Source organism: Fluviirhizobium alvei, from assembly GCF_030551875.1.
Taxonomy (GTDB): Bacteria; Pseudomonadota; Alphaproteobacteria; order Rhizobiales; family Rhizobiaceae; genus Rhizobium_E; species Rhizobium_E alvei.
The window spans coordinates 38,587-52,194 of the sequence record NZ_JAUOZU010000022.1; the positions used below are offsets into that span (position 1 = coordinate 38,587).

Here is a 13,608-nt window from a genome sequence, read left to right on the forward strand (position 1 = left end):
TTTCGGCATTTGGCAATGACCTGGCGCGCTCAGATCGCCAGGTCAGCCGTCTATTCTGTGGAACCATTCGCGGTGCGCCGGGTCAGCCGCCCGATCGTGACGAAGAATAGCGGCACGAAGAATATGCCGAGCAGCGTCGCGAAGATCATCCCGCCCATCACGCCGAAACCGATGGCATTCTGGGCAGCCGATCCTGCACCTGTGGCACGCGCCAGCGGCAGAACGCCGAGGATGAAGGCAAGCGATGTCATCACGATCGGCCGCAACCGCTGCCGGGCGGCTTCGACCACGGCATCGACCATGCCGGCGCCGCGATCGACAAGATCCTTGGCGAATTCGACGATCAGGATCGCATTCTTGGCCGTCAGCCCAATGGTCGTCAGCAACCCGACCTTGAAATAGACATCGTTCGATTGCCCGAACAGCTGCGCGAAGAGCAATGCCCCGAGCACGCCAACGGGAACCGCAAGGATGACCGAGAAGGGGATCGACCAGCTTTCATAGAGAGCGGCCAGACACAGGAAGACCACGACCATGGAGACAGCGTAAAGCATCGCCTCCTGCGAGCCGGCGAGCCGCTCCTGATAGGAAAGACCGGTCCAGCCTGCCGTATAGCCACCGTCGAGCCCACTCACCAGCCGTTCGGCCTCCGTCATCGCATCGCCGGAACTTGCGCCCGGTGCGGCCACACCATTGATCGCGATTGCCGCCGTTCCGTTGAACCGTTCGAGCGAAGGCGAACCCTGCACCCATTCGGTGGTGGCAAAGGCCGAGAACGGCACCATATCACCGCTCGAATTCTTCACGGACCAGCGGTTGATGTCACTTGGCTGCATGCGGAACGGCGCATCCGCCTGGACATAGACCGGCTTGATCTCGCCCTTGTAGACGAAGTCATTGACCTGTGAGCCCGAAAAGGCCGTCGTGATCAGACTGTTGATGTCGCCAAGGCCGATACCGAGCGAACTTGCCTTCTCCTGATCGATATTGATCTTGAGCTGGGCTTCGAGCGTGCGGCTGTTGCCACGAATATCGGCAACGATACTGTTGCCCTGAGCACTGTCGGCCAGTTTGTTGCTGGTTGCGATCAGAGCATTGCGTCCCTTGTTGCCGGTATCCTCAAGATACATCGAGAAACCGCTGGTCATGCCGAGACCCTGGATGGCCGGCGGCGCAAGCACGAAAACCTGCGCATCGCGAATCTTGCGGAAATAGGCCGACGCGCGCTGCTGAATGGCCGACGCTGATAGATTGCTGTCCGTTCGAAGATCGAAATCCTTGAGGCGGACAAAACCCATGGCAACATTTTCGCCGCTGCCGCTGAAACCGAAACCGAGCGTCATGAACACGCTCTGGACTCCATCCTTCTCCTGGTTGAGATAATAATCCTGCACCATGGAGATCACCGCCTTGGTGCGGGCCGCATTGGCACCGGCCGGCAGCGTGATCTGGGTTATCAGCACACCCTGGTCTTCCTGCGGCAGGAAGGACGTTGGCAGTTTCGAATAGAGCCCGTAGGCCGAACCGAGCAGGACAGCAAATAGCACCAGCATGCGGAGTGGCCGCACCACCAGCCTTGCGACCCACCCGCCATAACCGTTGGTGAGCCTGTCGAACCCACGGTCGAACCATCCCAGCAGGCGGTTGAGAACGCCGCCATGGCTCGGCTTCAGCATGAGGGCGCAGAGCGCCGGTGTCAAAATGATTGCGACCAGCACCGATAGCAGCATGGCGCTCGCAATCGTGACCGAGAATTGCCGATAGATAACGCCGACCGAGCCGGAGAAGAAGGCCATGGGAATGAAGACGGCGGTGAGGACGAGCGCGATGCCGATCAAGGCGCCGGTAATCTCGCCCATCGATTTTTCGGTCGCCTCGCGTGCCGAGAGCTTTTCATCCCGCATGATGCGCTCGACATTCTCGACGACGACGATCGCGTCATCAACAAGCAGGCCGATGGCCAGCACCATCGCGAACATGGTGAGCATGTTGATGGAATAACCGAGCGCCGCAAGCACCCCGAACGTGCCGGCGAGCACCACCGGAACGGCAACCATCGGAATGAGGGTGGCCCGGAAATTCTGCAGGAAAAGCAGAAGCACGACGAACACCAGCACGATCGCTTCGATCAGAGTGTGGATGACCTTTTCGATCGACAGTTCCACGAACGGCGTGGTTTCGTAGGAATAGGCGATCTCCACCCCTTCCGGAAGCGAGCCTGCCAGACTGTCGAGCTCGGCATGGACAAGATTTGCGGTGGTGATCGCATTGGCCCCGGAAGCGAGCTGGACGCCGAAACCCGCCGCCGGCATACCGTTATAGGTCGAGCTCTGGCCATAGGATTCAAGGCCGATTTCCACCCGAGCCACATCGGCAAGCCGCACCACGGCACCATCGCTCGCGGTCTTGAGAATGATCCGGCGGAACTCGTCGACCGAAGTCATCTGGGTACGCGCTATGATGCTGGCCTTGAGCTGCTGGCCCTTGACCACCGGCGTCGCGCCAATCGAACCGGCAGCGATCTGGACATTCTGCGCCGAGATCGACGCCGTTACATCCGACGGCTGCAACTGGTATTTTTCCATCAGCGCGGGATCGAGCCAGATGCGCATTGCATAGCCGGACCCGAAGGATTGCACCGAGCCGACGCCATCGAGACGTTCGATCCGCTCCTCGATCTGGCTCGCCATGATGTCGGACAGCTGATCGGACGTGTAACGACCATCGCGCGAAACGATGTTGCCGATCATCAGGATGCCGGAAGGCGAACGGTTGACGCGGACACCGGCATCCTGCACCGCTTCCGGTAACTGCGATTCAACGCGCGCCAGCTTGTTCTGCACTTCGACCTGCGCCAGTTCCGGATCGGTTCCGTTCGCGAATGTCAGCGAGATCGAGCTTGATCCCGTGCTGGAGGTCGATTCCATGTAGAGAAGACCGTTGAGACCGGTCATGGCGCTTTCGATCTTCTTGGTAACCGAATTTTCGACTGCTTCCGCCGTCGCACCGGTATAGGTCGCGTTGATACGGACCGTGACGGGAGAGATTTCCGGATATTGCGAGATCGATAGCGAATAGATGCCCATCACGCCGGCAAGCAGCGTCGAAATCGCCAACACGATCGCGAAGACGGGGCGCGCGATGAAGAAGCTTGCAAGCGCGTTGCGCGGTGATGGAAGCGTCATTTGCCGGCCTCCGGCGCAGTCTCCGTCGCAAGCTTCTGTTCCACCACTCCGTCACTGTCGATCGTGGCAAGTACGGGCGTCACGGCAAGTCCATCCGAGAGGCTCTGGAACCCGTCAACGATCAGCCGATCTCCCGCCTTGATGCCTGCCGTAACGATCCAGTCATTGCCCGATGTACCGTCGGTGTCGATTTCGGTACGGACCGCCTTCTCATCGGCCGAAACGATGAAGACGGTCGCCTTGCCGTCATCGCCACGCGTCACAGCCCGTTGCGGCACCAGGAAGGCATTCGCCAGCGTTCCGAGTTCGATCGAGGCGGAAACGAACATGCCGGGGATGAGAATCCGTTCCGGGTTTGCGAATTTGGCGCGCACGGTAAAAGTTCCGGTTGTCTGGCCGACGACCATGTCAGCCAGCGAGACTTCGCCTTTCGGCTTGTATGGGGTGCCATTTTCAAGCGTGAGGCCGGCGCTCATCGGCACCCCCTGCTTGCGCTCTAGCCGGCCGGTTTCGAAAGCCTCGCGGATGCGCAGGAAGTTGGCACTCGTATCGACAAGATCGACATAGACGGGATCGATCTGGCGGATGGTCGCCAGAGCAGCGGTCTGGTTTGCGGTCACCAGCGCTCCGACACTGACGGACGAGACCCCGATCATGCCGCCAATCGGCGCACGGATCGTTGCATTGCCGAGATCGATACGGGCGATCTCCAGATCGGCTTTCGCAGCTTCTTCGCTCGCCTGGGCCTGCAACAGGGTCGACCGCGCATCCTCGACGGTCTGCTCGCTCACTGCCTTGGTTTCGGCAAGGGCCTTGTTGCGCTCGTAGGTCGTCTTCGCGCTGACGGTCGCCGCCTCCGCTTTCTTGACGGCGGCTTCGGCCGCGGCAACGGTTGCGCGGAAGGTCGCATCGTCGATCTGGTAGAGGATATCGCCCGCCTTCACTTCGCGCCCTTCGGCAAAGGCGATGCTACGGACGATGCCGTTGACCTGCGGCCGCACTTCGGCTGTCGCGAAAGCCACCACTCGCCCGCGTAGCTCCAGCGTCTGCGGTACCGGCTGCGACTTGAGTTCGATATAGCCGACCTCGATCTTTGCTGCCGCACGCGGCCCTGTCGGCTGCTGTTCCTGACTGCAGGCTGCGAGGAGCACAACAAGGGTGAAGACGCCGATTTTTCTGACCCAGTTCATGGGTACAACCTCATTCTTTCCGATTTTCACCGCTGGCAAATCGACGCGGAGACGCAACCATGATTTACAGTAACCGTAATTACTGTTATTTTGCGAACTGTCTTATGTCAATTGTGAAATGCTGATGGACGACGAACGAAAGCCGATGCGGCTCCGCGGCCGGCCCAAGACCGCCAATGACGATGCACATCGCGACCAGATTACACAGGTTGCGGCCGAACTCATCCGCGTGAATGGCTATGCCGGAACATCGATGAACGATGTCGCAACTGCGGCGCGCGTTTCGCTCAGCACCATCTACCGGCTGTTTTCCAGCAAATCCGAGCTTTTTGGGGCTGTGGTCGCACTGCATCGCTTCAGCATTCTCGCACTGCCCGGCGATTACGACGGTCTGCCGATCGAAGACGCCCTGATGCGCATCTTCGGTATCGAAGAGGATGATCAGCAAAGCCAGACGCGCCATGAACTTCTGGACCGTCTGATTGCGGCCACCCGCCAGTTTCCGGAACTCGAACCGGTTCTGTTCGAAAATGGCCCGCGTCAGGCCAAATCCCTGCTTGCAGGATGGCTGGAGCAGCAACGGGCGCAAGGTCGAATGACGATCACCGACAGCACGGTTGCCGCTTCGATGTTGATGGATGTGGTCTTCGGCGCCCGGCCTCCGAACGATGATGGCGCGCCGCCAAAGCCGCGATTCCCGGACCGCGCACCCTATCTGCGGCAGTGCTTCCGGATGCTGGCCGATGGCTTGAAGCCGCGCACCGGCTGAATTTGCGGACAATCAGGACTTCATGAAGCAGATCGGGCTTGCACAGTAATCTGGAGCATCTGCGCGACGGCACCCCTTTCGCGGAGATGCCGTCGCCCGTAACCGGCAAATCAGAGCGCGTGTGTCAGAGCCGCACCGAACTCGTAACAGGCAGCTTTGATCCCGGTGAAGCGCTCGGAATAGTGTTTGATCGGGGCGACCGGAAGCGCTTCTTCATTGCCATCGAGCAGCGCGATCGCCGCTTGCGTACCGAAAACGGTACCCGGACCGATGCCGCGACCGGAATAGCCGAAGCAGGCATAGGCGCCCGGGCCGAATTCGACGATCTTCGGCACATGATCGGCGGTCATGGCAATACGACCGCTCCAGCCATGCTCGATCGGCAGATCGGCGATCGACGGGAAGAGTGCCTTCAGCTTCTTGCGTCCCCAGGCATAGTGAATACCCGAAGCCGGACCATCCGAATTGCCGACACCGCCGACGATCATCCGGCCGGCCTGATCGACCCGGAACGAGGACATGACGAGTGCGGTATCCCAGCAGCCTTCGCCACCGGCAAGGATCTGCCGCCGAGCGGCTTCCGGCATCGGGGCGGTGGCGAACTGGCAATAATGCATGGCGGTATATTCGGGCTTGAACGGCGTCTCGATACCATGCTGGTAAGCATTGGTTGCCAGAATGAGCTTGCGGGCCCGCACGCTATGTCCGTTTGCCGTTACGATCCAGTCCTCGCCGGAACGCGTTATCGCCGTCACCGGCGAGCGTTCGCAAATCATGGCGCCCTTGGCGATAGCGGCCGCAGCCAGGCCGCGGCAATAGGCGAAAGGCTGGATGGTGCCGGCGCGCGGATCAAAGAGCGATCCGTAATAGGCCGAAGTACCAGTGCGGCGCGCCGTCTCTGCCGCATCGATGACCGTCAACGGTGCACCGAACCGGTTGCCCTGCCGACAGCGCTCCTCGAGATCCTTGAGGCCGGACGGCGAATGGGCCAGATGCAGCGTTCCCTTGCGGGTCGCCTCGCAATCGATGCCTTCGCGTTCGACGATTTCGAACACGCGGCGCGGTGCCTCGCCAAGAACTTCGACCAGCTTGCTGCCGGCAGCTTCGCCCATCTGCGCCAGCACCGTATCGGGCGGCAACCACAATCCGGCATTGACGAGACCGACATTGCGGCCCGAACCGCCATGGCCGATGATGTCGGATTCGAGCAGGCAGACCGAGGCCCCCTTGCCCGCAGCCGCCAGCGCCGCCGCCGAACCGGTAAAGCCGCCGCCGATGATCGCGAGATCCACAGACAGATCATTGTTGAGAGGAGCCGCCTCGAAGGGCGTGCGTGCACTGGCCCGCCAGAGGATGGAAGCGCGATTGTTCGCCATGGGTCACCTGTTCCGGATCGTTGGTTCGCTGAATGCTAAAGACTTAGAGTATCGTCGGAAAGAGCGCGAAGGGACGCAGGGAAGGTCCGGACATTGACGCTGCTTCCGCGGAACGATCGAAAGGCGGGTCGAAAACCCGCCTTCCAGTGTGTTCAAATGAGCTCCGCCGGCATCAATCGATGTCGAAGGAGACGCCCTGGGCCAGCGGCAACGCCTTGGAATAGTTCACCGTGTTGGTGGCGCGGCGCATATAGGCCTTCCAGGCATCGGAGCCGGACTCGCGGCCACCGCCGGTTTCCTTTTCGCCACCGAAGGCACCGCCGATTTCCGCACCCGACGTGCCGATATTGACATTGGCGATACCGCAATCGGAGCCATCAGCGGCGAGGAACCGCTCGGCTTCGCGCATGTCGAGCGTGAAGATCGAGGAAGACAGGCCGGCGGCAACCGCATTGTGATCGTCGAGCACCGCATCGAAATCGGTGTATTTCATCACATAGAGGATCGGCGCGAAGGTTTCTTCGAGAACCGGACCGCACTGGCTCGGCATTTCCACGAGCGCCGGCTTGACATAGTAAGCCGTCGCCTTGCCGGCGTCTTCGACCCGGTGACCGCCGGTAACGACACCGCCTTCCGCCTTGGCAGCGGCGATGGCCTTCTGCATGGCGTCGAAGGCCTGCTTGTCGACGAGCGGGCCAACGAGGGCAGACGTTTCGAGCGGATTGCCGACCGAAACGCTCTCATAGGCCTTCTTCAGGCGCGGCACGATCTGGTCATAGACGCTTTCATGCACGAAGAGACGGCGAAGCGTCGTACAGCGCTGGCCGGCGGTGCCCATGGCGCCGAAGGCAATGGCGCGCAACGCCATGTCGAGATCGGCCGAGGGGCAGACGATGCCGGCATTGTTGCCGCCGAGCTCGAGGATCGAACGGGCAAAGCGCTTGGCCAGACGCGGGCCGACTTCGCGACCCATCCGGGTCGAACCAGTTGCCGAGACGAGTGCCACCTTCGGATGATCGACAAGCGCTTCACCGATGGCACGATCGCCGATCAGCACCTGGCTCAGGCCCTCCGGCGCATCGCCGAAGCGGGCGATGGCGCGTTCGAGGATCGCCTGCGAGGCGAGCGCGGTGAGCGGCGTCTTTTCCGACGGCTTCCAGACCACGGAATTGCCGGCGACCAGCGCAAGCGCTGCATTCCAGGACCAGACGGCGACCGGGAAGTTGAAGGCCGAAATGATGCCGACGACGCCGAGCGGATGCCAGGTTTCCATCATACGGTGGCCGGGGCGTTCGGTGGCGATGGTCAGGCCGTAAAGCTGGCGCGAGAGACCGACGGCGAAATCGCAGATATCGATCATTTCCTGCACTTCGCCGAGGCCTTCGGAGGCAATCTTGCCGGCTTCGATCGACACGAGACGGCCGAGATCGGCCTTGGCGGCGCGCAATTCTTCGCCGAGCAGACGGACGAGTTCACCGCGCTTGGGTGCCGGCACCAGCCGCCAGGCGCGGAATGCCTTGTCAGCCGTTTCGATGACCTTGGCGGCGTCCGCAGCCGAAACGGTCTTCAGCGCCCCGATCTGTTCGCCGCTGACCGGCGAGAAGGAGGCCATGTCGCCACCGGTATAGAGCGCCTTGTCGACGCCGAGCTTTGCGAGGATTGCTGCGGCTTCGGCCGCGACATCCACCTTGTTGGCTGCATTTGTCATGTAAAACTCCTGTCCTGTTCGGTCGAATTCTTGAGCATTTCCGGCGAAAACAGAGTCGCCTTCAATCCTCTATCTCTTTGTTTTCACGCAATTCCGGACGCAAAACCGCTTCACACTTTTGCTGGAATTGCACTAGAAGCGCATGGCGCCCAGCGGGCCGGGAGATGTGATGGCCTTCAGGCCCGATGCCATCTCACGAATCCGGGTGGGCGTATAGTGGTCGTAATAGGTCTGGTTCTTGCGGCCGATCCCGTGTTCGGCGCTGAAACTGCCGCCAAACCGTTCGACGGCCACCTTAAACACATAATCGCGCAGCTGACCCTCGAAGGCGACATCCTTCGCATCCGGTCCATCAGGATCGATGACGAGGTTGAAATGGACACCGCCATCGCCGATATGGCCGAAATCGCAGATGGTGACGCCCGGGAACTGCGCCGGCATTTCCGCCTTCATATGGTCGCAAAAGGCCATGATATCGCCGCGCCGGAAGGAAAGGTCGAAGGCAATCAGCCGGCCGCTATGCTTGACGCCTTCCGAGAGCGCATGGCGGAGCGACCACATTTCGGCAGCGGGACCAACGAAGGCATCGGCAAGCGGTGCATCGTCCGTTTCGAAGACCTCGGCCAGCACGCTTTCGAGCACGGCATCAAGGCTCTGTTCGCCCTCGCGTGGCTGCCAGCTGCGGCTGACTTCGGCGAGGATGACATAATCGGGAATGTTGCCGTTCTGGAACGGATTGCGCAGCGACGGCACATGCGAGAATGTTGCGGCAACCGCATTGCGCGACATGCCTTCGAATGCCGAAAGATAGGAACCCAGCCGCTCTTCCATGGCCCGGAGCAGCGGCATCACATGGGCCCCGCTCGCCGGCACGAGATAGGCTGTCGCCGTCTGGGCCGGCAGCCGTTCGAGATTGATCGTGCATTCGGCCACGATGCCGAAGGCACCGGAGGTGCCGATGAAGATCTGCTTGAAATCGACGCCGGTATTGTTCTTGCGCAGGCTGCCGCCGAGTTCGAGCACCGTGCCGGCCTCGTCGGCCAGCACCACGGTCAGCCCAAGCACGTTGCTCCGTACATCGCCATAGCGCAGGAAGCGCGATCCACCTGTATTGGTCGCCACCATGCCGCCGATGCAGGGATCGGCCCCGAGATCGATGGGGAAGAACAACCCGTGCGGCTCAAGCCGGCGGTTGATGTCCGACAGGCGTAGACCGGCGCTCAACTTCAGCGAGCGATTGTCGAGATCGAGCTCGAAGGTCTCCGTGAGCCGATCGAGACTGACGACCAGCTGGGCGCCGCTCTGATCCGGCGTCGAACCGGAAACAAGACCGGTATTGCCGGATTGCGGCACCAGCGCCAACCCGTTCTGGACGCAATAGGCTACCGCCGCCGAAAGGTCGGCAACGGAAGCCGGGCGCAGGACGAGTGCTGCCTGACCGCGATCGTAGCGGGCGCCAGTCGCATAGGACTGCATGTCGCTCGGGTCTGAAAGCACAGCCTTCGGACCCAGCAACGTTTCCAGCGCTTCGCGGTGGCGAGGTTCGATCATTGTCACTCCGCAGCAGCCAGGCGCCCCAGCGCCATCAGGCAATCGTCGATCGAGGCTTTCTCAATGCCGGCATAATGGGCGAACTCATCGAGCACCGAAGCACCGAGATCGCGCTCGAACATGACCTGGTTGGGGCTCGCCGTAAATTCCTGCGTCGCATCGTCGCCGAGGTTGGACTGGAAGATGCCGGCCGCGCTGACCGGCAGGAAATCTTCGTAAACCAGCGGATCGAACTGGACGAGGCCTTCGGCGATCGCCGTCTCGATATCCGTGGCCCTGCCCTTCTTGCCGGTGAGAGAATAGCTGAAATAACCGAGCCCCGCCTTGCGGATTTCGTTCCAGCCATCCGGAAAGGCCGCAAAGACTTCGGCCAGTGCCGCTTCATAGGCGCTTGCGTTGGAACCGTCAGCGGCCGGTACGATGCGCGCGCGCGTTTGATCCAGGAGCCGGTCGTAGAGGGCACGGCCCTTTGGCGTCAGCGCAATACCGCGCTGCTCGATCTCGCCGAAACGGGCAGTATGGGATCCCTCCTGCCAGGAACCGTCCTCAGCCTTGAAAGACACGGCTTCTTCAAGCGCCTTGAATGAGGTCTGGCGCAGCAGGATCGGGCACTGGCGCGTCGGCGGTCCTTCGACGATCGCCTTCGGCGCGATGCCATAGGCGGGCATCCGGGCCTGGACCAGATCGATATCGAGGGTGCGCGGTGTCAGGTGGTTGATATGCGGACCCTTGAAGGACACGACATCGGCGACCAGCCGGTGGGCGGCATGCAGCCGCTTGTACATGTCGGCGCTGACAATTGCCTGATCATGCCAGCGGAAGGTTTCGAGCACTTCCGTGACGAACCGGTCGGCATCGTCGGCTTTGAGACCGCCGTCACGCTCTGCTTTTTCAACGAGAGCGACGGCACCCGGCGTGAAGATCTCGCGCGCTTCGAGAACGGCACGCGCCTCCTCGCGCAATCCGGCATCGGCAATCAGATCGAGACGGAGAAGCGAGGTGAAGACGCGGAACGGGTTGCGCTTCAGGCTCTCATCGCCAACCGGGCGGAAGGCGGTGGAATGCACCGGTACCCCGGCCGTCGACAGATCGTAATAACCGACCGGGAACATGCCCATGACGGCAAAGACACGCCGCATCATGGCAAGCTCGCGCGGCAGGCCGAGCCGGATCGCACCATGGCGCTCCTCGGTAATACGGCTGAGCGAGTCCGTCGCATCCAGCCGCTCATGCAGCGCCGGGTTTGCAGCAAGCGTCTCTTCATTGACGGTCGAAACCAGCTCCATCAGCGTGCCATAGGCCGGCACTTCGGTGCGGTACATGTCCGACATGGCGGCGGAAAAGGCGGAGCGGATCTGGTCGGGGGAGCGGAAAACGTCAGCCACGTCTGTCTCTTTTCTCAAGTTCATTCCTGATTTGCACCATATCGCTTGAATATCGGCTTGTCTCATGACAACATCACCTAAGTTGATGCGGAAATGGAATGAACATGCGTCGAAGCCTGGTGCCGGACCTCGCCAATCTGCAAGCATTCGAATGTGCGGCCCGCCATGGCAATTTCACGCGCGCAGCAGAAGAACTGAACCTGACCCAGAGCGCGATCAGCCGTCAGATCCGCGATCTCGAACAGCAGACGGGCCTGCTTCTGTTCGAACGGGTGCGGCAGCGGGTGCTGCTGTCGGATGCCGGCAAGCGGTTGCTGCCGGAAGTTCGCCGGTTGCTCGCCCAGTCCGAACAGCTGATGATACGTGCCGTCGCTTCGGCAGAGAAGGAGGAATCGCTCAGCATTGCCACGCTGCCGACCTTCGGCTCACGCTGGCTGATGCCGCGCCTGCCGGGTTTTCTGGCCGAACGGCCATCGGTGGCACTGCATGTCGAATCGCGTTCCGATACGTTCGATTTCCACGAAGAGGGGCTCGACCTCGCCATCCATTATGGCCAGCCGACCTGGGCGAAGGCTATCTCCACCTTTCTCTGCAGCGAGATCGTGTTGCCCGTGGCCAATGCGTCGGTGGCGGCAAATCTCAGGATCGAAAACCCGTCCGATCTGCTTGGCGCGCCGCTTCTGCATCTGACGACGCGGCCGCGCCTCTGGTCGCAATGGTTTTCGGCGCAGGGGCTCAAGGTGGACAATAGTTTTCGCGGCAACCGCTTCGACCAGTTCTCGATGGTGATCGGTGCCGTACTTGCCGGCATGGGTGTCGCCCTTCTTCCGTCCTACCTGATCGAAGAGGATATGCGCAGCGGTGCACTGGTGCCGGTGCTTGGCCTGCCGATGGCGACGGAATTCGGCTATTACGTGGTCATGCCCGAAGACCGCCAGCACAACCATGTCGCCATGGCGTTCCAGCAGTGGCTGCTCGGACAGGTCAGCCGGCCCCGCGCTTGAAATCCGCCTGACCGGACGGCTTGTCTGGGGGCGGCCGGGGCGTATAGACAGAAGCGGGAGGACCCATTCATGGCGCAGATCGATGACAAGGCCGCAATCTCAAGCGTGATTGCAGACTATTTCCAGGCGCTCTACGTAGGCGACAGCGCGCTGTTTGCCGCGATTTTCCACCCTATGGCGCGGCTCTATACCGTGCCGAAGGATCAGCCGGACGGCAGCGTAACCGTGATCGAGATCCCCGATTATCTCAGGATCGTGGCCAATCGCGCTGCCCCGGCTGCAAGCAAGGCGCCACGCGACGAACAGATCCTGTCGATCGACATTCCGACGCCGACGACCGCCCATGTCCGCGTGCGGGAACGCTTCTTCGACCGCATGTTCACCGACGAACTGGTGCTGGTGAAGGCGGGCGACGACTGGAAGATCGTCTCCAAGGTCTGGGATTTCGAGTTGATAGCCGATTGAACCCGACCCCGTCAGGTTCCTGCCATACCACCGCCGAAGGACAGGCTGAGAAATTCCGAGAAGGTCCGTGTGGCTTGCGACTGGGGGATCGACCTATTCCAGGTCACTCCGATATCCATGGTCGGGATATCGGCAACGACATTGCGAAGTTCGATCCGCTGGCCATCGAGCGACCAGGGGCGATAGACCATATCGGACAGGATGGTGATGCCGACCCCATCGGCAACGAAACTGCGTACGGCCTCGACCGAGGATGTCTTGAAAATTACCCGCGGTTCGAGCCCGACATTGTGCCAGTAACGGCCCGCCGTTTCGCTCGCCTCATCGACGGTCAGCATCACATAGGGTTCGTTGGCGACATCCTCGAGCGTGATGGTTTCCTTGGAAAGCAGCGGATGCTCGGCCGGCAGCCACAAGCGTCTTCGCGACCGCAGCAAAGTTTCAAACGCCAGATGCGTCTTGTCCCTCAGGTTGGACACCAGCATCACCGCCATATCGAGCGAACCATCGTTCAACCGTTCTTCGAGCAGATGGCGCGGCAACTCCTGCAATTCGACATTGATCTTGGGATAGGTACGGGCAAAGCGCGCATGAAGCCGCGGCAGGAAGTAGCCCAGCACGGTGTAGGTGACACCGACCCTGACCGTACCCGTATGGGCGGTATCTTCGGTCAGCGGCGCCCGTTCCGCCGAGTTGACGGCCGCCATGACGTTGCGCGCATGATAGAGAAATCGGGTGCCTTCGGCCGTCAGCACCATGCCGGTGGCGAGCCGCCGGAACAGGCTGACGCCGAGATTGTCCTCGAGCTGCTTGATGGCGGCAGTAACCGCTGATTGCGACACATTGAGCGCGATCGCGGCCTGGGAAACCTGGCCGGAATCAGCGGTTGCGATGAAGTAGCGGACCTGTTTGATCGAAAGGGGCATTATCTGTTTTTTTGATACGCGTGATTAGTTCTTCATATTTTACTATGTT

10 protein-coding genes are annotated in these 13,608 nt (G+C 61.1%); 3 read left to right on the top strand and 7 right to left on the bottom strand.

Features of this window, described 5'->3' with window-relative positions; translation table 11 throughout:
• Nucleotides 1-50 precede the first annotated feature (50 nt).
• Nucleotides 51-3,185, bottom strand: coding sequence for an efflux RND transporter permease subunit (locus Q4481_RS23065; RefSeq protein ID WP_304378775.1), 3,135 nt, complete (start codon nt 3,183-3,185; stop codon nt 51-53).
• The gene (locus tag Q4481_RS23070; RefSeq protein ID WP_304378776.1) at nt 3,182-4,375 is read right to left on the bottom strand and encodes an efflux RND transporter periplasmic adaptor subunit; all 1,194 of its coding nucleotides are present in this window, start codon (nt 4,373-4,375) and stop codon (nt 3,182-3,184) included. The genes Q4481_RS23065 and Q4481_RS23070 overlap by 4 nt, the downstream gene beginning before the upstream one ends.
• Nucleotides 4,376-4,499: 124 nt before the next feature.
• Here Q4481_RS23070 and Q4481_RS23075 point away from each other — a divergent pair, with 124 nt between their 5' ends.
• On the top strand, nt 4,500-5,144 hold the full coding sequence (locus tag Q4481_RS23075; protein ID WP_304378777.1) for a TetR/AcrR family transcriptional regulator: 645 nt from the start codon (nt 4,500-4,502) through the stop codon (nt 5,142-5,144).
• Nucleotides 5,145-5,254: 110 nt separating this feature from the next.
• Here Q4481_RS23075 and Q4481_RS23080 read toward each other — a convergent pair whose 3' ends face one another.
• The 4 genes from Q4481_RS23080 to hglS all read right to left on the bottom strand — a co-directional run bounded on the left by Q4481_RS23080 (nt 5,255) and on the right by hglS (nt 11,164).
• Nucleotides 5,255-6,520, bottom strand: coding sequence for an NAD(P)/FAD-dependent oxidoreductase (locus Q4481_RS23080; protein ID WP_304378778.1), 1,266 nt, complete (start codon nt 6,518-6,520; stop codon nt 5,255-5,257).
• Between the two features lie 172 nt (nt 6,521-6,692).
• The gene (gene amaB / locus Q4481_RS23085; protein ID WP_304378779.1) at nt 6,693-8,228 is read right to left on the bottom strand and encodes an L-piperidine-6-carboxylate dehydrogenase; all 1,536 of its coding nucleotides are present in this window, start codon (nt 8,226-8,228) and stop codon (nt 6,693-6,695) included.
• 132 nt (nt 8,229-8,360) lie between these two features.
• Nucleotides 8,361-9,779, bottom strand: coding sequence for an FAD-binding oxidoreductase (locus Q4481_RS23090; protein ID WP_304378780.1), 1,419 nt, complete (start codon nt 9,777-9,779; stop codon nt 8,361-8,363).
• Nucleotides 9,780-9,781: 2 nt separating this feature from the next.
• On the bottom strand, nt 9,782-11,164 hold the full coding sequence (gene hglS / locus Q4481_RS23095) for a 2-oxoadipate dioxygenase/decarboxylase HglS (RefSeq protein WP_304378781.1): 1,383 nt from the start codon (nt 11,162-11,164) through the stop codon (nt 9,782-9,784).
• A 98-nt stretch (nt 11,165-11,262) separates the two neighbouring features.
• Between hglS and Q4481_RS23100 the strand changes: the two genes are divergently transcribed.
• Nucleotides 11,263-12,168: a LysR family transcriptional regulator gene (locus Q4481_RS23100; RefSeq protein ID WP_304378782.1), complete on the top strand. Its 906-nt coding sequence runs from the start codon at nt 11,263-11,265 to the stop codon at nt 12,166-12,168.
• A 69-nt stretch (nt 12,169-12,237) separates the two neighbouring features.
• Complete coding sequence (locus Q4481_RS23105) at nt 12,238-12,633, top strand: nuclear transport factor 2 family protein (protein WP_304378783.1); 396 nt, start codon at nt 12,238-12,240, stop codon at nt 12,631-12,633.
• 11 nt (nt 12,634-12,644) lie between these two features.
• On the opposite strand, the gene Q4481_RS23110 is transcribed toward Q4481_RS23105, so the two are convergent.
• Nucleotides 12,645-13,559, bottom strand: a complete 915-nt coding sequence (locus tag Q4481_RS23110) for a LysR family transcriptional regulator (RefSeq protein ID WP_304378784.1) — start codon at nt 13,557-13,559, stop codon at nt 12,645-12,647.
• Nucleotides 13,560-13,608: the final 49 nt, after the last annotated feature.

Bases quoted from the DNA above. Each gene is read 5' to 3' on its own strand.
- amaB (WP_304378779.1), bottom strand. From the start codon at position 8,228: ATGACAAATGCAGCCAACAAGGTGGATGTCGCGGCCGAAGCCGCAGCA.
- Q4481_RS23100 (WP_304378782.1), top strand. From the start codon at position 11,263: ATGAACATGCGTCGAAGCCTGGTGCCGGACCTCGCCAATCTGCAAGCA.
- Q4481_RS23065 (WP_304378775.1), bottom strand. From the start codon at position 3,185: ATGACGCTTCCATCACCGCGCAACGCGCTTGCAAGCTTCTTCATCGCG.
- Q4481_RS23090 (WP_304378780.1), bottom strand. From the start codon at position 9,779: ATGATCGAACCTCGCCACCGCGAAGCGCTGGAAACGTTGCTGGGTCCG.
- Q4481_RS23105 (WP_304378783.1), top strand. From the start codon at position 12,238: ATGGCGCAGATCGATGACAAGGCCGCAATCTCAAGCGTGATTGCAGAC.
- Q4481_RS23070 (WP_304378776.1), bottom strand. From the start codon at position 4,375: ATGAACTGGGTCAGAAAAATCGGCGTCTTCACCCTTGTTGTGCTCCTC.
- Q4481_RS23080 (WP_304378778.1), bottom strand. From the start codon at position 6,520: ATGGCGAACAATCGCGCTTCCATCCTCTGGCGGGCCAGTGCACGCACG.
- Q4481_RS23075 (WP_304378777.1), top strand. From the start codon at position 4,500: ATGGACGACGAACGAAAGCCGATGCGGCTCCGCGGCCGGCCCAAGACC.
- Q4481_RS23110 (WP_304378784.1), bottom strand. From the start codon at position 13,559: ATGCCCCTTTCGATCAAACAGGTCCGCTACTTCATCGCAACCGCTGAT.